Below are 23415 nucleotides of genomic sequence, written 5' to 3' on the forward strand. Positions count from 1 at the left end.
AACTAGCAATACAGAGCAGGAAGCGTCGATAGGATTAATGGGAAAACTGCGCCTCTTTCCCTGCCTTAACTGAACACCGCAGGGAAAGAGTATAACAAACATTCTTTACTGCGGTGTAAATCGGCGTAAATGTTGCACCGTCGCCAGCCAAGCGGCGATCCAGCCAATCATGGCGGAGATCAACACCAATAGCAGACACTCATCCCAGCTTAAACCATGCAGCGTAAAGCTCGTGCCGAACACGGTCGCCACCTGAGTCACAACCGATCCCAACTTCCAAACGAGTGCTTCAGATAGAATCAGCGACAGAACCGCGCCACCGAAACCTAACATCGCGCCACCGTTCAGGAACGGCCGTAGAATAAATCCATCGGTAGCACCAATCAGCTTCATGACATTAATGGTATCGCGACGGCTGAAAATACTGAGGCGCACGCTGTTACCAATGACCAAGAATACCGCGACCACCATCAACACACCAATCATGGCCGCAACCTGCCCGACCAGACCTGTGAGGGCGGCCAAGCGGGCAAACCAGCTATCATCCATGCGAACTTCAGCGACCCCTTCCACTTTGCTGACCCGATCACGCAAGGTATCCAGTGTCCCTGAGCTTTGGAAATCTAACTTGGGTGTGATGATAGCCACAGCTGGCAGCGGGTTCTCTTCCAACATATCCAACGCGCCACCAAAACCGGACCAGTTGCGGAACTCACCCATCGCCTCTTCCCGCGACAGATAATTCACTTTCTCGACACCGGCTTCCGCTTTCAGCGTGGTGACCACATTTTCAGCCGCGTTGTCATCCAATGCCTTATCCAGATAAACCGTCAGTTGCGGCGTTGGATACCATTGGTCTGCCGCCTGACTGACGTTTTTCCATACGATATAACAGACACTTGGCAGCGTCAGCGAGATGGCAATCACCATCACCGTTAAGAGTGTTGCCAGTGGTTGGCGCATCATATCGGCGATCGCATTGACCCACGAATAGCGCCACTGCTCACGCCAACCGCCTTTCAGCGCCTTGCTTTTTGCTTTCTGTGCATTATTCGCCATGATGCGCTCCTGACATCCGCCCCTGACTTAATGTCAGAATCGGGTAGCGCCGCCGGGCAATCAACGACGTATCGTGGGTCGCCATCAAGACAGTCACGCCCACACGGTTAAACTCTTCAAATAAGCGCAGAATGCCTTCGGATAAGGCGTCATCCAAGTTACCCGTGGGTTCATCCGCCAGTAATACCGCAGGCTTATTCACCACCGCTCGGGCAATGCCAACGCGCTGTTGTTCACCACCGGAAAGCTGAATCGGGAAGTTCTTCGCCTTGTCCAGCAGCCCCACTTTATCCAATGCCGCTGACACTCGGCGGCGGATATCTTCGGTGCTGGCACCGGCGATTATCAATGGCATGGCGACGTTGTCATATACCGTCCTGTCCAGCAGCAGATGGTGATCTTGGAAGATCATGCCGATCTGGCGACGCAGGAATGGCACTTCACGGTTTTTCAAGCGGCTGATATCGTGACCACCAAACCAAATATGGCCAGCACTCGGGCGCTCGATACCACAAATCAGCTTCAGCAGCGTACTTTTCCCTGCGCCAGAATGGCCGGTGAGAAACGCCATTTCTGCTGGGCGCAGATGAAAATCCACCCCTTGCAGCGCTTGTCGTCCGCCGAGATAAGCTTTACTGACCTGTTCAAAGCGAATCATCCGTATTAATCCTCTCGGGCAAAAAGAGCCTCAATAAAATCGTCAGCCTTGAATGGCCGCAAATCTTCTATACCTTCCCCAACACCGATATAGCGGATTGGGATACCGAACTGGTCGGCGATGGCGAAAATCACCCCGCCTTTGGCGGTACCATCCAGTTTAGTCAGGGTAATCCCAGTCAGACCCACTGCTTCATTGAAGAGTTTCGCCTGACTCACCGCATTTTGTCCGGTACTGGCATCTAACGTCAGCATAACCTCATGGGGGGCATCGCCGTCCAGTTTTTTCATCACCCGGACAATCTTCTTCAGCTCTTCCATCAGGTGGGCTTTATTTTGCAAACGCCCGGCAGTGTCGGCCAACAGCACATCAATACCACGGGCTTTAGCTGCTTGAATGGCATCGAAAATCACCGAGGCAGAGTCGGCTCCGGTATGTTGGGCCACCACAGCGATCTTGTTGCGTTCACCCCAAACTTGCAGCTGTTCTACTGCTGCGGCACGGAAAGTATCCCCCGCAGCCAGCATGACGGACTTACCTTCAGCTTGGAATTGACGCGCCAGTTTACCGATGGTGGTGGTTTTACCCACACCATTGACGCCAACCATTAAAATAACAAATGGGTTTTTACCACTGACATCCAGTGGTTTGTCTACTGTAGACAGAATTTCAGACATCTCCTCTTTGAGCTTGCCATATAACGCTTCGGCATCTTTTAACTGCTTACGGCTGGCATGTTCTGTCAATGAGGTAATGATTTTGCGGGTCGTTTCTACGCCAACGTCGGCGATCAGGAGCTGTTCTTCCAACTCTTCAAACAGATCGTCGTCGATTTTCTTACCGCTGAACAGCCCCATAAAACCAGAGCCAAGATTCTGCTTGGTTTTGAGTAAGCTGCGCTTTAGTCGCGCGAAAAAGCCCTCTTTGGTTGGCCGCTCTTGTTCCTGCGCCGCGACCGGAACAATGACCTCTTCAGGCTCTTCTTCTGGTTCAATTTCGTCGTCAGCGACAATCTCGTTTTCAGCTATCGCCTCTTCTTCAACGACAACCTCTTCTTCAACGGCAACCGCTTGCTCGATAGCCTCAATCAGCGGCTCTTCCACAATAATCTGTTGTGCTGGCACAATGGTCTGTGGTTCTGGCACATCAATAACGATGTTCTCTTCCGTGATCGGCAGTTCTGGCGCGCTGACAGTACCTTCATCCCATTCAGCAGCATTGTTAGTATCACTCTGAGGTTGAGAGAAATGATGCTGTAAATACTCGGGGTCTGACGAGAAATTGATAGGTTCATCAATGACCTGATCAGTAAGGTCTGCCCCCACCTCCGGCAGAGTTTCAGCCGCCACTTCACTAATAGCCGCGCTATCCCACTCACCTGGCGTTACCGCAGTATGCTCAGCCCGTTCTTCATGCACGTCTGCTTCATCAGACGTACTTTCAGATATCACTTCAGGTGCAATTTCAGCCGACTTTTCGCTGATAGCTTGCCCTTCAGCTTGCTCAGCAACACCTTCTTTCTCAGTAGCCAATGGCTCTGCTGTTTGTTCTTCACTCTGACGGCCAAGACCCAGCCAGGAAAAAAATCCACGTTTTTTTTCTTTTGCCATTTTGGACTCTAATTACTTTGGGTTTGCGTAAAATAAGATAATAGTTCTCAAGTCTATCACTTTCCCCTGAACAGCAACACGCGCACGATGCTGCTTTCTATTGTGAATTCAATCAACAAAGGTTTAACGTTTCCCCCACAGGGCCGCTGTAGGTAGAATAGACGCTAACTCTCTTATTCAGTGCTGTAATACTGGCCGATTCTCAAGCAAAGCGATCTATGGCAAAGCGACCGATAGTAAAAGAAAAACAAGCACCACAGCAGTCTGCGGGGCAAATCAGGATCATTGGTGGCAAATGGCGAGGGCGGAAATTGCCAGTGCCAAATAGCCCAGGGCTGCGCCCCACAACGGATCGAGTTAGAGAGACGCTGTTTAACTGGCTAGCCCCGATGATTCAGGGCGTTCGTTGTCTGGATTGCTTTGCCGGTAGCGGTGCCTTGGGGTTGGAGGCGCTATCCCGTTACGCGGGTGAGGCCGTATTACTGGAGGCGGATCGGCATGTTGCTAAACAGCTGAGCAACAATCTGACGCTATTGAGCGCCGAAAATGGGCAAGTGGTGAATACCAACTCTCTACAGTGGTTAGCTCAATCGGGGCAGCCTTTTGATCTGGTCTTCCTTGATCCTCCGTTCCGCAAAGGTTTGTTAGCGGAAACCATCAATTTACTGGAGCAATTTAACTGGCTGACGCCCGATGCCTGGATTTATGTCGAAGCCGAGGCAGAGAGTGCCGCCACCGATGTCCCTGCCAGTTGGCAGTTGCATCGCGAGAAAATTGCCGGGCAGGTCGCCTATCGTTTGTACATTCGCAATGTTGTACATTCGCCAAAAGAGGCTCACCAAGACACTGAATTAGCAGGACAACAGGAGCAACACCATGTGGATTAATCTTGGTCGATTATTGATGTTAGGGGTGTGGTTCTTCTTGCTGCTGAATCTGTTCAAGCCGTTCCCTACACCCTTAAAATATTTTATTAATGTTGCCATGATATTTATGGTGTTGATGCATGGCCTGCAACTGGTCTTGCTTAAATCCACCCAACCGAAAGACCAACCCATCAGTGGCTTACAACAATTTAAAATTTTTGTCTTCGGGGTGTTCGAATTATTGGCTTGGCAGAAAAAACAACCGCCACTGCCTAAAAAATAGGGCTTCTGCCGCTATCCTCATTCGCCTAGGCTGCCATTGATGAACGGTTATGGCAGCACAGGTTTATTTGGCGACTGAATTTGGGGTAAACCCAATATAGCGGGTGCCTTGTAGGCGCAATGTTCCCTGTGCGCCTTGCTCTATTCGGTTATATTCCTGCTGTGGCAATATCATTTTGATTTTACTGTCACTTTTCACCTCTAACCCGCTGATGAGTGGTTGGAAGTAGACTTCATAGCGCTTCTCTTCGGCAACAATCTCTTCGCGCTGGCGCGAGCGGCGATTAGGGGCCAATACTTCCCGTTTTTCAGCCACTTCAACTTGCAAACTGCGCACCGGCGAGCGGTCGTTTTCTGCATCCTGCCGTTTTTTCTGCCAGTACTGACGCGTCGCCAGAACAGCTATCAAGACCACCACGGCAATCAATAATAACGGAGGTTTGCTCATAAGGTATGACCTGAAAAATCTCACTCAATATCAATAGTTAGGCTTATGACCCAACATTTAAGGTTTATTGCCCGGTAAATAAGGGAAACTCATTACGTTACTGCCCAACTCAGAGATCCGAGCACTGCCCTTTTCGGTGACAGCATCAATACGAATCACCGAATGCAGAGGGATATAGCTGCGGTTAACACCTGAAAACTCTGTTTTCAGCTTTTCCGTTGAGGGGTCAACCAGCAATGTTGATTGGCTATCGAAGACAAAATCAGCAATTTCAATAAATCCAAACAGGGTGCTTGGCACCACCTCGCGGACATAGAGCTGATAATTTTTACCGTTATTGATAAATTGGATCCGATAAAGTAACTGTTCATTAACCATGACGTTATCTGCCTCTATCCCTTGATTTAGCGAAAGGAAATCGGCGTTAACATACCATGTGGGCCATACAAGACCAAGGCCTGCACAGGTTGATTCTGCCGCTAAATCTGATTATGCGCACTGCCGCGCATTAAGTGTCATAAAACATACAAATCCCTCGCCCATCGCTATCACTCTGGCCTTCCATCCTTTACACTTATTCAGGTATATACCTAAAGATATTGGTGTTACGTCTTTTTATTACAACTCAGGTATCTCGCTGAAACCTGCATAGAAAAAAGGATAAATAATGAGCTGGCCATTCCTTGCCGTATTCTTTTCTGGTTGGTTGTTTGTCGATGCGACTTATCGTGGCCCGCGTTGGCAACGTTGGGTGTTCAAACCCGTCACTCTGTTGCTGCTACTCTTACTTGCGTGGCAAGCACCCACACTTGGCCCTGTGGGGTATCTGATTGTATTAGGCTTGCTCGCGACCTTAGCCGCCGATGCCTTATTGCTGCTACCCAGTGAGCGCTTACTTTATGCGCTAGGGGCATTCTTCCTCTCTCATTTGCTGTATACCATCAGCTTTGCCAGCCAGATGACCTTCACACTGTTCTGGCCGTTGCCCTTGGTTTTGATCATCATCGGTGTGTTGCTGCTAACCACTATCTGGACAAAACTGGACGAGATGCGCTGGCCTGTCGTTGCCTTGGTCGGCATGACCTTGTTGATGGTTTGGATGGCTGGCGAGCAGTACTTTGCCCGCAGTACCGACCTGAGCTTCTCATTGCTGGCAGGTACAGTGTTGCTGTTGATTTCACATAGCATTTGGCTGCTGAGCCGCTATCGTTTTTCTTTCCGGGCTTCAGACGCCATCGTCGCTGGATGCTATTTTGTCGGACACTTTCTGATTGTCAGGTCGCTGTATCTATAATTGAGTCAGTACAGCAACACATAATTAAGCAGATTGATGTGATTTATCGCTCCAAGGAAGGAGCTAAGCCTCTTATTATCTTGATCTAAGCGCGGGATGCATTCCCCCTTAATCGCCCCTTCCTGACAGCAAAATCCCTATTTAACAATGACTCTCATTTGCCTCTTGACTCTGGAGTTGACTCCAAGGTGTAGAGTGCCGTTATACCTGCTCAAATCCTGTTAAGGGGTCACTACTATGCATTCACATTCTGAACATAAGCACTCAACTGAGACACAGGGTAACTGTGGCTGCGGTCATACTCATGCAAAAAAACAGGTCGGTTGCAGCAGTCAACAGACAGTTAATACCAGCCATGACACGGCCGAATCAGTGAGTGAGCATTCACATAGCAATGGAGGTTGCTGTAGTCAAAGCCATGCCGATGAAGGTGATGACGAAAGTGACATACTTGCGGCGGCTATGCCTGCGGGGAGTCAGCGCTTTAGCTGGCAAGTCAAAGGGATGGACTGCCCAAGTTGTGCCAGAAAGATTGAGAATGCCGTCAGCAGTCAGGTAGAAATTGAAAATATCAAAGTGCTGTTTGCCACGGAAAAACTGGTGGTTGATGCTCGCACGGATATTCGTCTTCAAGTAGAGCAGGCGGTTAAGCACGCCGGATTCACTCTGGTGGATACCCAATTATCCGCTGAAAACAAGGTCGCTGAGTCCGAGTCGCGCCTTCGTGAATATCTGCCAATCGCATTATTAACCCTACTGATGCTGATCAGTTGGAGCATCTCTTTATTCAGCACTGAATTGGCTGAGTTCGCCTTCGCCGCGACCACCATTGTCGGGCTGATCCCCGTGACAACCAAAGCTTGGAAGCTCATTCGCTCAGGCACACCTTTTGCCATTGAAACCTTGATGAGTGTCGCCGCTATCGGGGCGATGTTTATTGGCGCAACGGCTGAAGCCGCGATGGTATTGCTGCTGTTTATGATAGGTGAGTTGCTGGAGTCCTATGCTGCGAACCGCGCTCGCCGTGGGGTAAAAGCGCTCATGGCGCTGGTGCCAGAAGAGGCATTGTTATTGAAAAATGGCGTGCGAACCTCAGTACCCGTCGCCAGCTTGCGCCCCGGCGATATCATTGAGATTGCACCGGGAGGCCGCCTGCCCGCAGATGCCGAATTAATGACTCCGTTCGCCAGTTTTGATGAAAGCGCCCTCACCGGAGAATCAATCCCAGTTGAGCGGCTGCAAGGTGAAAAAGTCGCGGCGGGGTGCTTATCCGTCGATCGCGCCACCGAGATGAGGGTTATTTCAGAACCGGGTAATAATGCCATCGACCGAATTTTGCAACTTATTGAATTAGCCGAAGAACGTCGCGCACCTATTGAACGCTTTATTGACCGTTTTAGCCGTATTTATACCCCGGCGATTATGTTGCTCTCGGTGCTGGTGATGTTAGTACCGCCGTTGGCTTTCGCCGAACCTTGGGAAAATTGGATCTACCGTGGTCTGACGTTGCTGTTGATTGGTTGTCCGTGCGCACTGGTCATCTCCACCCCGGCGGCAATCACCTCTGCGCTGGCGGCGGCAACACGGCGCGGCGCACTGATCAAAGGCGGCGCGGCGCTGGAACAACTTGGCCGTATTCAAACCGTGGCCTTCGACAAAACCGGTACGCTGACCGAGGGTAAACCCAAAGTGACCGATATTCTGCCCGCTGCTGGCGTCAGTGAAACCCGCCTGCTGGCTTTGGCGGCGGCCGTCGAAGCCGGATCACACCATCCGCTGGCGGTGGCGATTATGCAGCGAGCGCAACAAAATACCCCACTGCTACCGTTAGCTGAAGAGCGTCGCGCACTGGCGGGGATTGGCGTTGAAGGTCGAGTGAATGGGCTGGCAGTACGTGTCAGTGCCCCCGGTAAATTACCTGCTGGGTTATTGACCGATGAGTGGCAAACGCAACTCGATCAATTGGAGAGTAGCGGCAAAACTGCCGTCGCCGTGCTGGAAGATGAGCAGTTTGTTGGTTTATTGGCACTGCGCGACACATTGCGCAGCGATGCTAAGCAAGCCATTGATTCGCTGAAAAAACTGGGCATTCAAGGGGTAATGTTGACCGGTGATAACCCACGGGCTGCGGCGGCCATTGCCAGTGAATTGGGGATTGATTACCGCGCTGGGTTACTGCCCGCCGATAAAGTTCAGGCGGTGATGGCGCTGAATGAAGCCCAGCCGACCGTGATGGTCGGGGACGGCATCAATGATGCACCTGCTATGAAGGCGGCCAGTATCGGCATTGCCATGGGCAGTGGTACTGATGTGGCGCTGGAAACCGCCGATGCCGCGCTGACCCATAATCGGCTTACCGGGCTGGCAGAGATCATTCTGTTATCACGCGCGGCTAACGCCAATATTCGCCAGAACATCACTATCTCATTAGGGCTAAAAGGGATTTTTCTGGTGACAACCCTGCTGGGCTTAACCGGCTTGTGGTTGGCGGTATTAGCGGATTCAGGTGCCACCGCATTGGTGACAGCTAACGCGTTGAGGTTGTTACGCAAGCGGGATGTTTGAGTCAAAGCGGGTTATCCCGCTTCAGACTGATGACAAACCTCGACGACTCGATCTGAAACGGTGAGGACAGTCGGAAGAGTAAAGCGTCCGCGCCAGGGAGGGCGCGGCTCGAGCCTCCAAGGACGGATTGACGGCGTCTTTACGATCCGCCTGTTCTCTCCGCCGCTAGCACTTTGTCAATAACCTCAAGCGGGTTATCCCGCTTTTGCCCCTTTTTTCACCAGGTACCGATAGGGCGTTTGTTCGGTATCTTGGGCCAGTAACTGGTGATCCATAAAACGACAAAAACCGGGGATATCGCGGGTGGTTGCCGGATCGTCAGCAATGATCAGCAGTGTCTGGCCCTCTTCCATGTGCCGGACCGTTTTACGTACCATCATCACCGGCTCTGGGCAGCGCAGGCCCAATGCATCAAGTGTTTTATCTGGATGAGCAAAAATATCGGTCATGGCGGTTCTCTTATGGGTCAGTATGCTGTGGCGCAAAAATATCGGGATTTATAAACTTGCTTATGAAGTGGGCTAGTCTATAAAGGCGCATAGTTTACCCCGACGATTTTTAGGCGCAAGTGGCGCTAACGTTTGCGTTAAAATTAACCATTGCATTCGTTGCGCAAACGGGTATCATGCCGCCGCGTCGTAAAATTACGGTGCATTTTGTTTGGGTTCCCTCACCCCAATAACCAAAAAGGTCACATTTATGTTTTCGTTTACGCCTCAACAGCGGATGACCGCTTTGGTATGGCTGTCGCTATTCCATATTGTCATCATTACCTCCAGTAACTATCTGGTGCAATTGCCGATCGCTATCTTCGGTTTTCACACCACTTGGGGGGCATTTACCTTTCCGTTTATCTTCTTAGCCACCGACCTGACAGTGCGGATCTTTGGTGCCCCTTTGGCGCGCCGGATTATTCTCTCTGTGATGGTGCCCGCACTGCTGATTTCCTACCTGATTTCAGCCCTGTTTTATCAGGGGAGCTGGCAAGGATTCCCGGCGCTAACCCATTTTAATCTGTTCGTGGCGCGTATCGCCGCCGCCAGTTTTATGGCCTATGTGCTTGGGCAAATTCTGGATGTGCAGGTGTTTAACCGCCTGCGTCAGCGCAGTGCTTGGTGGGTTGCCCCGACAGCGGCCATGTTCTTCGGCAATATCAGCGATACTATGGCGTTCTTCTTTATTGCGTTTTACCGCAGTAGTGATCCCTTTATGGCCGCAAACTGGGTGGAGATCGCTTTGGTGGATTACAGCTTCAAGCTGATGATTTGCATGTTGTTCTTCCTGCCCGCTTATGGCGTGATGCTCAATGTATTGCTGAAATATTTTGCCCGCAAAACCGACCAGCAAGCATTAGCCACCGCCAGCTCTACGGCACGATAATGTCTGTTCAGGCAGCCACATCATTGTGGTTGCCGCACTCTGCCCACCACAGCTTATGGATTGTTCCTAAAACTGCCCACCTTTTCGTGACCCGCTGAACAATAGGTTGCTTTTAGCGACTGAATAGGGTGCGATATACTGATTAATCATTAATTACTGATAAGTTATTGATGACGGTGAGTCATCGCATTTGATACGCGCTCAGCATCCATAAGGAACAACCCCCATGCATAAAATGATCCAATTTCTCGCCATCGGCCTGCTGGTTATCGGACTAAGCGCCTGTGATAGCGGCAGCGATAATAATGTGGGCCAACCCGTCAGCCTGCTAGAAGGTAAAGTGGCGTTGAGCTTGCCCGCCGATTTATCGGACCAGAGCGGGAAGATGGGCAATCAAGCCAATAACATGTACGTTTTCGCCAATAAAACCGGCGATAAAGCTGTGATCGTGATTTTGGGCGATAGCACCGATGAGGCGCTGGAGGTGCTAACGGGCCGTTTAGCCGATCAACAGCGGGCGCGCGATGCCAATCTGCAAGTCGTGACCAATAAAGCGATCAAAATCGACGGGCAACCTTTCCAGCAGTTGGACAGCATTATTACCAGCGGCGGCCAGAAAGCCTACTCATCCGTGTTGATGGGGAAAGTTGATAACCATTTGATGACATTGCAAATTACCCTGCCGGCTGAAAATCAGCAGCAGGCACAAGCTGAAGCGGAGTCCATCATCAGCACCTTGAAGCTGAAATAACCTTCCTCAACAGAGCGCGGTCAATCGCGCTCTGTCTCTATAGTGCTAGGCTAAAGCACGCGCCAGTAAAGTTATCGGATGTTCACACTTCTTACTGGTCGACATCTCAATCTGCCATTTACAGGTTTCGCAGTCGGTAATCACCAGATCGACACCGCTCTCCTCAATTTGCTGAAATAGCGATGCGCCGATCCCTTGTGCTGTGGCGTAATTCTCTGATTTAAAACCGTAAGTCCCAGCGATGCCGCAACACTGAGAGTCCAGCACTATCAGCTCAATATTGGGAATGCGCTGCAATAACGCCAAGGTATACGCGGTCCAGCCCATTTTCTCCATGTGGCATGGCGTGTGATAGGCGATGCGCAGTGGTTTGTTTTCTGAGGAAAAAAGCGGTTTCAGCGGTAATTCGCGCCCCTGATCTAATAAGCGGTAGAGATAGCGGGTGGCCAACTCCACTTTGTCGCGCACGGGCGCGGTATCGACATCCAGTAAATGGGGATACTCATCGCGCAGTGTGAAGGTACAGCTAGAAGAGGTGGCGACCACCGGGATATCTCGCCCAATCACGGCGTCAGTCAGTGATTCCAGATTGACTCGCGCCTGTTTTTTCGCCTGCTCAATGAACCCATTGGCGATCAGCGGCACGCCGCAGCACTTCTCCCGCTTAAGCAGTTGCACACCAATGTTCATCGCATTGAATACGCTGATTAAATCTTTCCCCAACTGTGGGTGGTTGTAGTTAACAAAGCAGCCATGGAAAAACGCGACCTGCTCCGCATATTGCTGCTGTTTTTCGGCCTGTTTGTGATACCAACGGCGAAAGGTGCCGAACGAATATTTCGGCAATTCACGGCGGTGGTCTATCTTCAGCGCTTTATCCAGCAAGGTCCGCACCGGTTTCAAACCGGTGACGGCATTGATCACCGGCGCGAATGGTGTCGAGAGTGTCCCCATGATGTCGGTATGACTGAGGATCGCATCGCGCAGTTTCGGTTTGTGGCTACTATAACTCGCTTTAGCACGCTGGATGATGTCACCGATTTTGACATCTGACGGGCAGGCGACTTCGCAGCGTTTGCAGTTGGTGCAATACTTCAATGCATCATCATACAGCGCCGGATCTTTGAGGCGTAGCCGCTCACCATCCGGGCCAGCTTGCTTAGGCCCCGGATAGAGTGGATTGACCTTCGCCACCGGGCAATAGGTGGTGCACACCGTGCATTTGATGCAACTTTCAAAACTGTTATCTCGTGCCAAATGCTTATCCTGCGGTAGATCCTGAGAAAAAGTGCCGCTCTCTTTGTTCTGTGGCAACCTTGTCATAATGTCACCTCCATGGCGCTGACAATCTGCTCTGCGACGAATAGGGCGCTGGTCAGTGATACCCCTGCGCCACAGCCCTGTTGCAGCGGATCGTACCCCCCCAACACCGCGCCGATCACATGCAGATTATCCAATGCAACCCCACCACGCAGCGCCCGTAATCGGTTATCCGTGTTGACACCAAATTGCAGGTAAGGCTGCGGGGCAAACATATTACTGCGGCTCCAGTCGGCACGGTTTGGCAGCGATAAAATATCCAGATCCAGTATTGGCTCGTAGACCTGCTCGAAGGTGGCGACCAGCCCATTGCTGAAGAAACTGCCGCTGGCGAGCACCATCTGGGCCGCTCGCAACGGAATATCACCATGATTGCGGCTGTAAAGTCCGGTAATTCGGTTGCCCACCAGCTCAGCGCGTAATACCGCGTCGCCCGGCATGGTGATGCCGCCCAATTGCTGGAAGCGCTGACGCAACGCCTGATGTAAGCGGATGCCGAGTAACGAAGGCGGCAGTGTCGGCAGCAGTTGAATGGGTTTGCCGACCGCCGCGCGCAGAGCCTCCAGCGGTGCCGACTCATCCAGCCCGATGCAGGCTGGCAGTAAAATCATTTCCGCCGCCGATGATAAGCGCGCGAGTTCGTCCGCCAACGGTTGCCGATTTTCCGGCAGGTCCAGCAGGCGGGCAATATTCACCGCCCGGAATTCGCTGGGGTTATCGCGCAAGCGATCGAGTGCAGGTAAGTGCAGATAGTCCGCCGTGGCTGCGACGCCCTGCTCCTGCAAAGCACTGGCAACCATCTGCGGCTGAAAATCGAGGAAACCTTCGATGCCAATCACTGCGACATTTTGCCAAGGCAGCGGGCCTTCCAGTGGTGCAACCGGAATATCCGCCGAGCTGAGCCAAGTGGGTCGGCAGCCGCCTAACGGCGTCAAACGCAGGTGATTTTTTGCCGCGCTCCCCACCAGTTTCAGGCCACAGCGCTGCAAGAGTGCTTCAGCTTGGGGTGCCAATTCACTCAATTCGCCCGCTGGCCCCGCTTGGCGCATCTTGCTGTAGGGGTGTTCAGGGGCCAATTCCGCTAATGCGTCAAGGGCGGATAGCGGCTGGCTGACTGCCCGCCCGTCAGGTAATTTTGCCAATAGATCCAAAGAGCCGGAGGAGAAGTGCAGCGCATTTTGGCCCGCGCTGACAATCGCACAATATTTTCCTTGCTCGGCCAGACGAATCCCACAAGCCAAGCCCGCTAGCCCACCGCCGATGATAATGACATCAAATTTCATCGTGTTTCTCCTGAACAGGGGTCACGGGCGGGGTGTCATCCAGACCACACAATCCCTGATAGACCCAATGGGTAAATTCACTCTCCCGCAATGCGTCGCCCCAAGCGATTGGGCGCACCCCTTTCCAGCGCTCATTCAAAAACTGCCTAAGCTGTTCGCGGGATTGTTGCGGCGTCGTCACCTTAAAGCGGCTGAGTAAACCAGCGGCGCGACAGGCGCAGAGTTCCCCCTGACAGGTGCCCATGCCGACACGAGTGCGACGGCGTAAATCCAGCAGGTTGTTCACCGAGAGCGACTCAACGGCATAGCGCACTTCACCCGCCGTGACCGCTTCACATTCGCAGACCAAACTGTTGTCGAGTCGGTTCCCCGCCAAGAGCTGGGTCGCGCGGTCGCCATGGCGATAAACCGCAGAACCGCGAATGCTAGCGGGCAGCGAAATCACTTTGCTGAGTGTCTGTTCCGCCGATTGTTGCGAACCGGGCAGTGGCTCTTGCGCCGTGGTGCAGCCCGCACTCACCCCCAGTTTTTCACACACTTTATCCGTAGCCCACTCCGCCATCAGACGGTAGGTCATCAGTTTGCCGCCGGTGATGGTGATAAAGCCCTCCAGCCCATCCCGACTGGCATGATCCAGTAGCACGATGCCACGACTGACATTGCGCCCTGACGGGTCATCATCACTGGCCACCAGCGGCCTAACACCGGCGTAAGCCCGTAGAATGCGGGTTTGCGCCAGTTGCGGCGAAAGTTTTGACCCTTCGCGGATTAAGGTGTCCACCTCTTGCGCGGTGACCACCATATTGTCGATTTGGTCATATTCGATATGTGTGGAGGTGGTGCCGATCAATGAGATGGTGTCGCCGGGGACCAAAATATCCGCATCCGCCGGTTTACGACAGCGGTTGATCACCATGTTGTTGATCCGATGGCCGAGGATCAGCAGTGCACCTTTGGCAGGGAACATGCGGATGCGCAGATCGGCATACTCGGCAATGTGTTGCCCCCAGATCCCCGCCGCATTCACCACAATTTGCGCATGGATTTCATACTGGCGGTGATTTTTATGATCGAAAACGCGCACGCCGCTCACGCGGTCACCTTGGCGTAACAGCCCGATAACCTCGTGATAAGTCAGCACATTCGCCCCGTGCTCGCGGGCATCCAGCATATTGGCGGCGGTTAAGCGGAAGGGGTCCACGGTACCATCGGGGACGCGGACGGCAGCAATCAATGAGGGATTGACGGCGGGTTCCAGCCGCAGTGCCTGCTTGGGATCAATGGCTTGCGCGTCGATCCCCGCTTCCTGACAGCGGGCGATAAATTGCTGCTGATAGTCCAGAGAGTCTTCCGGCAAGGTGATAAACAGCCCATCCGTTTGCTCAATACAGTGGCGAGCAATACGTTTTAGAATCCGGTTTTCTTCAATGCATTCACGGGCCGATTCGCCGTCAGTCACCGCATAACGTGCGCCACTGTGCAATAAGCCGTGGTTGCGACCCGTCGCGCCAGTGGCAATGTCATGCCGCTCCAACAGCGTACACGCCAAACCCCGTCGGGCGCAGTCGCGCGCGATCCCTGCGCCGGTCGCGCCGCCACCAATGATGATGACATCCGTTTCTGTGTAAGGAGAACTGTTCGTCATGAAAGACCCCGCATTATCAGACAGCCGCGTGGCGGCTAATTATGCGTCTATTGAGCCACACTCTTTATGGGTATTGTTTGATAAGGAACAAAAACGAACTAAAAACGAAACCGTTATGGTGCTTTAAAACCATGATTGTGATCAAAGTCACAGGTATTTCCTCATTACTGGTTTCAAAATGTTAACCAATCGCTCAAAATTGCCCCCGCTTTCATATAACTGTAACAAATGCGCCATCACTCACAGATAAGTAGCGCGAATTTATCTAGCATGGCGTTCGTTATAGAACATAAACGAGAGCACGTTAGCCGTTTAACCACCGGGTTGAAACACCGGGGTAAAAAACAACAAAAAAGCCATCGGAGGCACTCATGTTGAGTATTTTTAAGCCCGCGCCACATGTGGCACGGCTTCCTACAGACCAGGTCGACCCCATCTACCGCCGCTTACGCTGGCAAATTTTCATGGGCATTTTCTTCGGTTACGCTGCCTACTATCTTGTGCGTAAAAACTTTACGTTGGCTATGCCGTATTTGATCGAACAGGGATTCTCTCGCGGGGATCTGGGGTTCGCACTATCCGGTATTTCTATCGCTTATGGTTTCTCAAAATTCATCATGGGGTCGGTCTCTGACCGCTCGAATCCACGGGTATTCCTCTCGGCCGGTTTGATCCTCTCCGCCGCCGTGATGCTGTTTATGGGCTTCGTGCCTTGGGCAACATCCAGCATCGCCGTAATGTTCGTGCTGCTGTTCTTGTGTGGCTGGTTCCAAGGGATGGGTTGGCCGCCATGTGGCCGAACCATGGTGCACTGGTGGTCGAAGAAAGAGCGCGGCAGTATTGTGTCGGTCTGGAACTGCGCCCATAACGTAGGGGGTGGTTTGCCGCCATTGCTGTTCCTGCTGGGGATGGCGTGGTTTAACGACTGGAAAGCAGCACTCTATATGCCGGCTTTCGGTGCCATTTTGGTGGCATTAATTGTCTTTGGGCTGATGCGAGATACTCCTCAATCCGTGGGCTTGCCGCCGATTGAAGAGTACAAAAACGACTATCCAGACGACTACAGTAAAGAGGCAGAAGAAGAGCTGACGGCGAAGCAGATCTTCATGCAGTACATCCTGCCTAACAAGCTGTTGTGGTACATCGCGATTGCTAACGTTTTTGTCTATTTACTGCGTTACGGCATCCTCGACTGGTCTCCGACCTACCTGAAAGAGGTGAAACACTTCGCGCTGGATAAGTCGTCATGGGCTTATTTCCTGTACGAATACGCGGGTATTCCGGGGACACTGCTGTGCGGTTGGATGTCCGATAAAGTGTTCAAAGGTAACCGTGGTGCCACTGGTGTGTTCTTTATGACGCTGGTGACTATCGCGACCATCATTTACTGGCTGAACCCGGTCGGTAACCCTGGTATCGATATGGCGTGTATGATCACCATCGGCTTCCTGATCTATGGTCCGGTGATGTTGATTGGCTTGCATGCGCTTGAATTAGCACCGAAAAAAGCAGCAGGTACGGCGGCAGGCTTCACTGGCCTGTTCGGTTATCTGGGCGGTTCGGTCGCGGCGAGTGCTATCGTCGGTTACACCGTGGACTACTTCGGTTGGGATGGCGGCTTTATGGTCATGATCGGCGGCAGCATTCTGGCCGTGATCTTACTGATTGTCGTGATGTTCAGCGAGAAGAAGCATCACGAAGAGCTGGCAAGAAAGCAGGATTTATAAGTTTAGCGAGTTGAGCTAAATAGAGGCTGTGCCGTTATTTATGGATTAATAGCGCCGCGGCCTTTTTCATACCCTGAAATTGATTAAAGGAGCAATATCAATGCAAACTCACATAAAATCGCTGGTAGCGAGTATGATTCTGGCATCATCAGTCGCCGGTATGGCACATGCAGTAGAACCCCTAAGTAAAGATAAATCAGCCGACAAAGTGGTTATCGCGCATCGCGGTGCCAGTGGCTATTTGCCTGAGCACTCCCTGCCCGCGAAAGCGATGGCTTACGCGCAAGGCGCTGATTATCTTGAGCAAGATTTGGTGATGACCAAAGATAATGAGTTGGTGGTGCTGCACGACCATTATCTGGATCGGGTGACAGATGTCGCCGATCGCTTCCCGGATCGCGCTCGCAAAGATGGCCGCTATTACGCCATTGACTTTACCCTGCCCGAAATTAAGTCGCTGAAATTTACCGAAGGTTTTGATATCGATAAAAACGGCAAAAAGGTGCAGAGCTATCCGGGCCGTTTCCCGATGGGCAAATCTGACTTCCGCGTGCATACCTTCCAGGAAGAGATTGAATTTGTTCAGGGGCTGAATCATTCGACCGGTAAGAACATTGGTATCTACCCTGAGATCAAAGCGCCATGGTTCCATCAGCAAGAAGGCAAAGATATCTCAACCAAAGTGTTGGACGTGCTGAAGCAGTATGGCTACACCAGCAAAGCCGATAACGTTTACCTGCAATGCTTTGATGCGAATGAGTTAAAACGCATTAAAAATGAGCTGGAACCGAAGATGGGCATGGATCTGAAACTGATTCAGTTGGTGGCTTATACCGATTGGAATGAAACCTACGAGCAGAAGCCAGATGGCAAGTGGGTGAATTATAGCTACGACTGGATGTTCAAGCCCGGCGCAATGAAGCAAGTGGCACAGTATGCTGACGGCATCGGCCCTGACTACCATATGCTGGTGGTTGAAAGCTCCACACCCGATAACATCAAGCTGACGGATATGGTCAAGGAAGCCCATGCCAACAACATGATGGTTCATCCCTTCACTATCCGCGCGGATAAGCTGCCTAAATACGCCACTGACGTAAATCAGCTATTTGATATTATCTACAACCAAGCGCAAGTGGATGGGGTGTTTACCGACTTCCCCGATAAGGGCGTGCAGTTCCTGCAAAAGCAGGGGCAACACCAGTAAGTGACTTATCTGAGATAACTTAATATAAGAAATGGCGCACTCATCTACAGTGCGCCATTTTTTTACTGCAATGAATCAGTTACTTATCGGTACCTAAAAACATCTTACGCAGATAGTGTGGTACGGCATCATCCGCATTCGAACCAATCACTTCCAGATTCGGCAGCATATCTTTCAGGCGCTGATGCGCATCGCGCATAATGCAGCCTTTGCCGGACATGGAAAGCATCTCCAAATCATTCATGCCATCGCCAAACGCGATGCACTCTTTCAGTGAATAGCCGATGATTTTGGCGACTTGCTCGAGGGCGTGGCCTTTGGATACCCCACCGCCCATCACTTCCAAACAGGTAGGGAAGGAGAAACTGACATTGACACGATCGCCCCAACGCGCGTTGATGGCCTCTTCCAAAATCAATAACTTGTCATGATCTTCGCAGGTAAAGTAGACCTTGCAGACCCCTTCAGTTGGCAGCAATGCCGGTTCAAACACCTGATAGTTGAATACCGATTCGCGGAAGAACTCTCTCTGCGCCGGGCTTTCACGGTTCATGTACCATTCATCGTTCAGATACACGTTGGTCAAGATATCCGTATTGTGGTGTTCGATGTTGTACAAATCACGCGCAATATCCGCATCGAGGTTATGACTGAAAATCAGCTCCCCCGCTGTGTTGTGCACCCGTGCGCCGTTGGAGGTGATCATAAAGGCGCTGATCTCCAGACTGTCACGGATTTGCGCCACATCGATATGGTGACGGCCAGTGGCGAACACAAAGTGCACATCACGCTGAGTCAGCAACTTCAGTGTCTCTTTGGCATAAGGCGTCAGGATGTGATCAGGTGATAGCAGCGTGCCATCTAAATCGGAAGCAACGACATGATACATAACGGTATGTTCTAACCTCTGGTGGCGTCGGGGCCTTCATGGCCGACTGATGATTGATGTTGCGCAAAAAAGCGCAATATGGCGCTAAGCGCCTCGGCACGCAGTGTGTCCCGCTCGAACAGGATCTCATGGCGTGCGCCTTGAATGACCTTAGGCTGCCCCCCTTCGCAAGGGTGCCCCGCCAGCGTCATTGCCTGAGAAAATGCGTTATGGGCCGGGTTATGGACCACCCGATCCTCGCTGGCCTGCAACAACAGGACCGGCGTCGTAATTTTATCTGCTTCGGCGATAATTTGTTCACCCACCCGCAGGCTTTCACGAATCCAGTGATACGTGGGGCCACCAACACGAATTTCGGGGGTATCCGCATATTGGCGCAAATAGCGGCGATAGCGCTCACGGCTGTGGGTCAGCATATTGACCAAATAGGGCAGCGGTCGCCACTGCCCAGTACCCATCGCGTAATAATCCCGCAGTTTCTGGTGCCGCTCGGTCCAATCCACAATCCGGTGAGCCAGCCAGCCCGGCATCGGCAAGTGGATACCAAACATCGGCGCGCATAAGGCCACAGCATCAAATGCATCCGGCTCTCGGGCCAGAAAACGCGTCAGAATTGCCCCCCCCATAGAGTGGGCGAGTGCAAAACGCTGCTGGTAATGGCTGCCAGTGATTTCGCGCGACACCAGTTGCGCGAAATCCTCAATATAATCATCAAATTTGATCACATGACCCCGGTGGTGATCGGCGAGCATCCGCCCGGATCGACCCTGCCCGCGATGATCCAGTACAATCACATCATAGCCCTGCTGGAACAGATCATAGGCGACTTCAGGATATTTGACGTAGCTTTCAATGCGGCCAGGCACTACCACCACCACACGAGTATGCTGCGGCGCGCAAAAGCGGACGTAGCGGATGGGGATGTTATCGACGCCGATAAACTCATCTTCATCTCGCTGTTGCCAGAAATCCAATAATGGGCCGTTCACAAAAGCGGCAAACTGCGCTTCGCGATTGAGCCAATTATTCATCTGATTATCTAACGGCATAGTGTGATTGATTGCATCCTTAAGCCGATGGAAACTGCGATTAGGTGAGCCATAGCGCAACGATTAGCAATAGCGTATTGTGACATAAAATGACACGTTCAGGGAACTTTGCCGATGACCTTAGACTGGTGGTTAACCTATCTGCTGACAACACTGATCCTCAGTCTCTCCCCCGGCTCGGGTGCCATTAACACCATGAGCACCACCATCAGTCACGGCACACGCGGGGTTATCGCCTCGATTTGCGGCTTACAACTGGGTCTGGCTGTCCATATTGTATTGGTTGGCGTGGGACTTGGCGCACTCATTTCACAGTCCCTACTGGCATTCGAAATATTAAAATGGCTCGGTGCGGCTTACTTAATTTGGCTAGGCATTCAGCAATGGCGGGCGGCGGGGGCACTGGATTTACATGCCCTTGCCAACAGTATGCCACGACGAAAACTGTTTAAACGTGCGGTATTTGTGAATCTCACCAACCCAAAAAGTATTGTATTTCTGGCCGCATTGTTCCCGCAATTTGTGCTGCCGCATCAGCCGCAGGTGGCGCAATACTTGATTCTCGGCAGCACCAGCGTGATTGTCGATATCATCGTAATGATAGGTTACGCCACCCTCGCCACGCGTATTGCGGGCTGGATTCGCTCACCACATCAAATGAAATTGCTGAACCGAATCTTTGGTGGCTTATTCATGCTCATCGGTGCACTGTTGGCCACCGCCAGAAAAGTGTAATACGGCGAGCAAAAAATGAGGCCCCAACTGGGTAAACCCACCGATTGGAGCCTCATTCAGATCGCCATAGCGGTTAGCGGAACAAAATGCGGTTAGCGGGACAAAATCAGGTGGATACCAAAACCGGTGAACAAGACGCCAGCCAAACCATCAATCCATTTGGATAAACGCTGATAGCCACGGCGCATCACTGGCAGGGCAAAGACACAGGCCACCACGCTGAACCACACGAAGGTTTCAGCCACGATCAGGACAAACAAACCCCAGCGCACACTGGCACTGACATCATCGCCAACAAACAGTGAGAACACACTGCCGAAATAGATAACCGCTTTCGGGTTCGAGAGATTGGTCAGGAAGCCGCGCAAGAAAGTCCGGCCACGAGCAGGCAGCGCCACTTGCGCCTCACCCTCAATGCCATGGCGTTTGGCACGGGCGGATTTCAGTAATTGCCAGCCCATCCAGCAGAGATATAACCCGCCACCGACCATGATAATTTGGTGCAGCCACGCCATTTTCTGCAAGATCAGGTTCAGCCCCATCAGGGCGACTCCGGCCCAGACCACAATACCGAGAGAGATCCCGATGACGCCTTTCATCGCCTCACTGCGCGAACGGCTGGCAGCAGTTTGTGAGACAAAAAAGAAGTCCGGCCCCGGACTCATCAGCGCGATCAAGTGAACGAAGGCAACGGTCAGAAATAGCATTAGCATGAGAATGTTCTCTTTACCGGAAAAGCGGCAGGTTAATCATCGTTGTTGTCAACATGGTCGCGGATCATCGCCATAAACGGCGCACCAAAGCGCTCGAGTTTGCGCTGACCCACCCCCGTGACACTCAACAGTTCGCTGGCAGTAATGGGCATCTGTTCCGCCATCTCCAGCAAGGTCGTATCGTTAAACACCACATAAGGCGGAATGTTGCCTTCATCGGCGATAGATTTACGCAGTTTGCGTAATTTGGCAAACAACTTGCGATCGTAATTGCCGCCATAGGATTTTTGATTGGCGCTGCTACGCACTTTCAGGCTTTGAATACGCGGCACCGCCAGTTGCAGCGGCAATTCAGCGCGCAAGACCGGACGCGCGGCCTCCGTCAGTTGTAAGGCCGAAAACTGGGCAATATTTTGGCTCAGTAACCCCAGATGAATCAGTTGGCGCAAGACACTGACCCAGTGCTCATGGCTCTGCTCGCGACCCAAGCCGTACACGGAAAGTTTGTCATGACCAAACTCGCGGATGCGCTGGTTATTAGCCCCGCGTAGCACTTCGACGATATAGCCCAAACCAAAGCGCTGCCCGACGCGATAAACGCAGGAGAGGGCTTTTTGTGCATCAGCCAAGCCATCGTAACGTTTTGGCGGATCAAGACAGATATCGCAGTTGCCGCACGACTGCTGTTTGCCCTCACCAAAATAGTTGAGCAACACTAATCGACGGCAGGTTTGCGCTTCTGCAAATGCGCCCATGGCATTTAACTTATGCCGCTCGATATCTTGCTGCGCGCCTGCGGGTTTCTCTTCCAGACAGCGGCGCAACCACGCCATATCCGCCGGGTCATACAGCAGCACGGCTTCGGCGGGCAGACCATCACGCCCAGCACGCCCCGTCTCCTGATAATAAGATTCGATGGTACGCGGGATATCAAAATGGACCACAAAGCGGACGTTGGGCTTATTAATCCCCATGCCGAAAGCCACAGTGGCGACCACCACTTGCAAGTCATCGCGCTGGAAGGCTTCCTGCACCTGCGCACGCCGTTCGTTATCCAACCCCGCGTGGTAAGCGGCGACACTCAAACCTCGGCTCTGTAAGCGGGCGGTGGTGTCTTCCACTTTGGCGCGGCTGTTGCAGTAAATAATGCCACTTTTTCCGCGCTGGTCTTGGACAAAACGCCACAACTGATCGAGCGGTTTGAACTTCTCCACCAAGGTGTAGCGGATATTCGGGCGGTCAAAACTGCTGACCTGAATCAGTGGCTGATCCAAATTGAGCAGACGCACAATATCGCCCCGCGTGGCTTCATCAGCCGTGGCGGTCAGGGCAATGACAGGCAGATTGGGGAAACGCTGCTTTAGCTGCCCAAGGGCGCGATATTCCGGGCGGAAGTCGTGGCCCCATTGGGAGATACAGTGGGCTTCATCCACCGCTAACAGCGCAGGACGCCATTGATGCAGTTGGTCTAGGAAGCTCTCCATCACCAGCCGTTCTGGCGCGATATACAGCAGCTTAATCTGACCACTGCGGCACCCGTCCATCACTGCCAATTGCTGTTCACGCGTTTGTGACGAGTTTAAGCACCCCGCCCCCACGCCATAGGCCAGCAGTTGGTCAACTTGGTCTTTCATCAGGGAAATTAAGGGGGAAACCACCAGCGTCAACCCGTCGGTCACCAGTGCAGGGATCTGATAACACAAGGATTTACCCCCACCTGTGGGCATCACGACCAGACAGTCTTGCCCTGATAGGGTGGCGTTGATAATTTCCTGTTGTCCGGGCCGGAACTGCTGATAGCCGAAAGTATCTCGCAATACTTGCACTGCCAGTGATTCCCTATTTATGACTGCTGCGGTCGACACACTGCTCCCCAACTATGAGATCGACACAGGCCGGTTAACCGGCCTGTGTCTGAAACTTTTCTAACGCCG

The 23415-nt window shown here is 52.3% G+C and carries 23 protein-coding genes; 10 read left to right on the forward strand and 13 right to left on the reverse strand.

The genetic code is table 11. The annotated features are described in order from the left end of the window. Nucleotides 1–105: 105 nt before the first annotated feature. Genes ftsX through ftsY form a run of 3 tightly spaced genes read right to left on the reverse strand, consistent with a single transcriptional unit; the run spans nucleotide 106 to nucleotide 3327 of the window. Complete coding sequence (gene ftsX, locus HRD69_RS04050) at nucleotides 106–1059, reverse strand: permease-like cell division protein FtsX (RefSeq protein WP_032814887.1); 954 nt, start codon at nucleotides 1057–1059, stop codon at nucleotides 106–108. Continuing rightward, nucleotides 1049–1717 (reverse strand): cell division ATP-binding protein FtsE, encoded by a 669-nt coding sequence (ftsE, locus tag HRD69_RS04055; RefSeq protein ID WP_004391337.1) that lies wholly within the window; start codon nucleotides 1715–1717, stop codon nucleotides 1049–1051. Before ftsE ends, ftsX begins: the two co-directional genes overlap by 11 nt. A gap of 5 nt (nucleotides 1718–1722) precedes the next feature. Further along, nucleotides 1723–3327, reverse strand: coding sequence for a signal recognition particle-docking protein FtsY (gene ftsY, locus HRD69_RS04060; protein WP_004875841.1), 1605 nt, complete (start codon nucleotides 3325–3327; stop codon nucleotides 1723–1725). A 218-nt stretch (nucleotides 3328–3545) separates the two neighbouring features. On the opposite strand from ftsY, the gene rsmD reads away from it, so the two are divergent. Next, entirely contained in the window at nucleotides 3546–4214 is a 669-nt protein-coding gene (rsmD, locus tag HRD69_RS04065; RefSeq protein ID WP_004875840.1) for a 16S rRNA (guanine(966)-N(2))-methyltransferase, read from the forward strand. Beyond that, the gene (locus tag HRD69_RS04070; protein WP_032814886.1) at nucleotides 4204–4476 is read left to right on the forward strand and encodes a DUF1145 family protein; all 273 of its coding nucleotides are present in this window, start codon (nucleotides 4204–4206) and stop codon (nucleotides 4474–4476) included. Before rsmD ends, HRD69_RS04070 begins: the two co-directional genes overlap by 11 nt. A gap of 63 nt (nucleotides 4477–4539) precedes the next feature. Here HRD69_RS04070 and HRD69_RS04075 read toward each other — a convergent pair whose 3' ends face one another. Together HRD69_RS04075 and HRD69_RS04080 are read right to left on the reverse strand one after the other, a co-directional pair. Further along, nucleotides 4540–4923: a DUF2500 domain-containing protein gene (locus HRD69_RS04075; RefSeq protein ID WP_004875838.1), complete on the reverse strand. Its 384-nt coding sequence runs from the start codon at nucleotides 4921–4923 to the stop codon at nucleotides 4540–4542. Between the two features lie 57 nt (nucleotides 4924–4980). Further along, nucleotides 4981–5301, reverse strand: a complete 321-nt coding sequence (locus HRD69_RS04080) for a DUF1820 family protein (RefSeq protein ID WP_004875837.1) — start codon at nucleotides 5299–5301, stop codon at nucleotides 4981–4983. 289 nt (nucleotides 5302–5590) lie between these two features. Here HRD69_RS04080 and HRD69_RS04085 point away from each other — a divergent pair, with 289 nt between their 5' ends. Together HRD69_RS04085 and HRD69_RS04090 are read left to right on the forward strand one after the other, a co-directional pair. Then, nucleotides 5591–6217, forward strand: coding sequence for a lysoplasmalogenase (locus HRD69_RS04085; RefSeq protein ID WP_004875836.1), 627 nt, complete (start codon nucleotides 5591–5593; stop codon nucleotides 6215–6217). A 237-nt stretch (nucleotides 6218–6454) separates the two neighbouring features. Next, nucleotides 6455–8782 carry a zinc/cadmium/mercury/lead-transporting ATPase gene (locus HRD69_RS04090; RefSeq protein WP_004875835.1) on the forward strand — a complete coding sequence of 776 codons (2328 nt, stop codon included), beginning with the start codon at nucleotides 6455–6457 and terminating at the stop codon, nucleotides 8780–8782. 194 nt (nucleotides 8783–8976) lie between these two features. On the opposite strand, the gene tusA is transcribed toward HRD69_RS04090, so the two are convergent. Then, a complete protein-coding gene (tusA, locus tag HRD69_RS04095) occupies nucleotides 8977–9231 on the reverse strand; it encodes a sulfurtransferase TusA (RefSeq protein WP_004876658.1) in 255 nt (84 codons plus the stop codon). 250 nt (nucleotides 9232–9481) lie between these two features. Between tusA and HRD69_RS04100 the strand changes: the two genes are divergently transcribed. Further along, complete coding sequence (locus tag HRD69_RS04100) at nucleotides 9482–10162, forward strand: 7-cyano-7-deazaguanine/7-aminomethyl-7-deazaguanine transporter (RefSeq protein WP_032815213.1); 681 nt, start codon at nucleotides 9482–9484, stop codon at nucleotides 10160–10162. Nucleotides 10163–10388: 226 nt separating this feature from the next. Next, complete coding sequence (locus tag HRD69_RS04105; RefSeq protein WP_004876654.1) at nucleotides 10389–10913, forward strand: DcrB family lipoprotein; 525 nt, start codon at nucleotides 10389–10391, stop codon at nucleotides 10911–10913. A gap of 45 nt (nucleotides 10914–10958) precedes the next feature. Here HRD69_RS04105 and glpC read toward each other — a convergent pair whose 3' ends face one another. The 3 genes from glpC to glpA are packed head-to-tail and all read right to left on the reverse strand — an operon-like array spanning nucleotide 10959 to nucleotide 15161. After that, complete coding sequence (glpC, locus tag HRD69_RS04110) at nucleotides 10959–12236, reverse strand: anaerobic glycerol-3-phosphate dehydrogenase subunit GlpC (RefSeq protein WP_032815212.1); 1278 nt, start codon at nucleotides 12234–12236, stop codon at nucleotides 10959–10961. Then, complete coding sequence (glpB, locus tag HRD69_RS04115) at nucleotides 12233–13516, reverse strand: glycerol-3-phosphate dehydrogenase subunit GlpB (protein ID WP_032815210.1); 1284 nt, start codon at nucleotides 13514–13516, stop codon at nucleotides 12233–12235. The genes glpC and glpB overlap by 4 nt, the downstream gene beginning before the upstream one ends. Further along, nucleotides 13506–15161, reverse strand: a complete 1656-nt coding sequence (gene glpA, locus HRD69_RS04120) for an anaerobic glycerol-3-phosphate dehydrogenase subunit A (protein ID WP_004876650.1) — start codon at nucleotides 15159–15161, stop codon at nucleotides 13506–13508. Before glpA ends, glpB begins: the two co-directional genes overlap by 11 nt. Between glpA and HRD69_RS20725 the strand changes: the two genes are divergently transcribed. From HRD69_RS20725 to glpQ, 3 genes are all read left to right on the forward strand, one after another. After that, nucleotides 15160–15288 carry a hypothetical protein gene (locus HRD69_RS20725; protein WP_004876651.1) on the forward strand — a complete coding sequence of 43 codons (129 nt, stop codon included), beginning with the start codon at nucleotides 15160–15162 and terminating at the stop codon, nucleotides 15286–15288. The genes glpA and HRD69_RS20725 overlap by 2 nt on opposite strands. Before the next feature lie 244 nt (nucleotides 15289–15532). Continuing rightward, nucleotides 15533–16888 carry a glycerol-3-phosphate transporter gene (glpT, locus tag HRD69_RS04125; RefSeq protein ID WP_032815208.1) on the forward strand — a complete coding sequence of 452 codons (1356 nt, stop codon included), beginning with the start codon at nucleotides 15533–15535 and terminating at the stop codon, nucleotides 16886–16888. Between the two features lie 100 nt (nucleotides 16889–16988). After that, nucleotides 16989–18095 (forward strand): glycerophosphodiester phosphodiesterase, encoded by a 1107-nt coding sequence (gene glpQ, locus HRD69_RS04130; protein WP_032815206.1) that lies wholly within the window; start codon nucleotides 16989–16991, stop codon nucleotides 18093–18095. A gap of 79 nt (nucleotides 18096–18174) precedes the next feature. Here the strand turns inward: glpQ and yigL are convergent, their stop codons facing one another. Further along, the gene (yigL, locus tag HRD69_RS04135) at nucleotides 18175–18984 is read right to left on the reverse strand and encodes a sugar/pyridoxal phosphate phosphatase YigL (protein ID WP_004876645.1); all 810 of its coding nucleotides are present in this window, start codon (nucleotides 18982–18984) and stop codon (nucleotides 18175–18177) included. A gap of 11 nt (nucleotides 18985–18995) precedes the next feature. Then, entirely contained in the window at nucleotides 18996–20033 is a 1038-nt protein-coding gene (gene pldB, locus HRD69_RS04140) for a lysophospholipase L2 (RefSeq protein ID WP_004876642.1), read from the reverse strand. A gap of 114 nt (nucleotides 20034–20147) precedes the next feature. On the opposite strand from pldB, the gene rhtB reads away from it, so the two are divergent. Beyond that, on the forward strand, nucleotides 20148–20768 hold the full coding sequence (gene rhtB, locus HRD69_RS04145) for a homoserine/homoserine lactone efflux protein (protein WP_004876640.1): 621 nt from the start codon (nucleotides 20148–20150) through the stop codon (nucleotides 20766–20768). A 92-nt stretch (nucleotides 20769–20860) separates the two neighbouring features. Here the strand turns inward: rhtB and rhtC are convergent, their stop codons facing one another. Together rhtC and recQ are read right to left on the reverse strand one after the other, a co-directional pair. Next, a complete protein-coding gene (gene rhtC, locus HRD69_RS04150; RefSeq protein WP_032815205.1) occupies nucleotides 20861–21481 on the reverse strand; it encodes a threonine export protein RhtC in 621 nt (206 codons plus the stop codon). A 32-nt stretch (nucleotides 21482–21513) separates the two neighbouring features. Further along, on the reverse strand, nucleotides 21514–23346 hold the full coding sequence (gene recQ, locus HRD69_RS04155) for an ATP-dependent DNA helicase RecQ (protein ID WP_004876634.1): 1833 nt from the start codon (nucleotides 23344–23346) through the stop codon (nucleotides 21514–21516). Nucleotides 23347–23415: the final 69 nt, after the last annotated feature.

The sequence above is a fragment of the Yersinia mollaretii ATCC 43969 genome (assembly GCF_013282725.1).
Classification (GTDB): Bacteria; Pseudomonadota; Gammaproteobacteria; order Enterobacterales; family Enterobacteriaceae; genus Yersinia; species Yersinia mollaretii.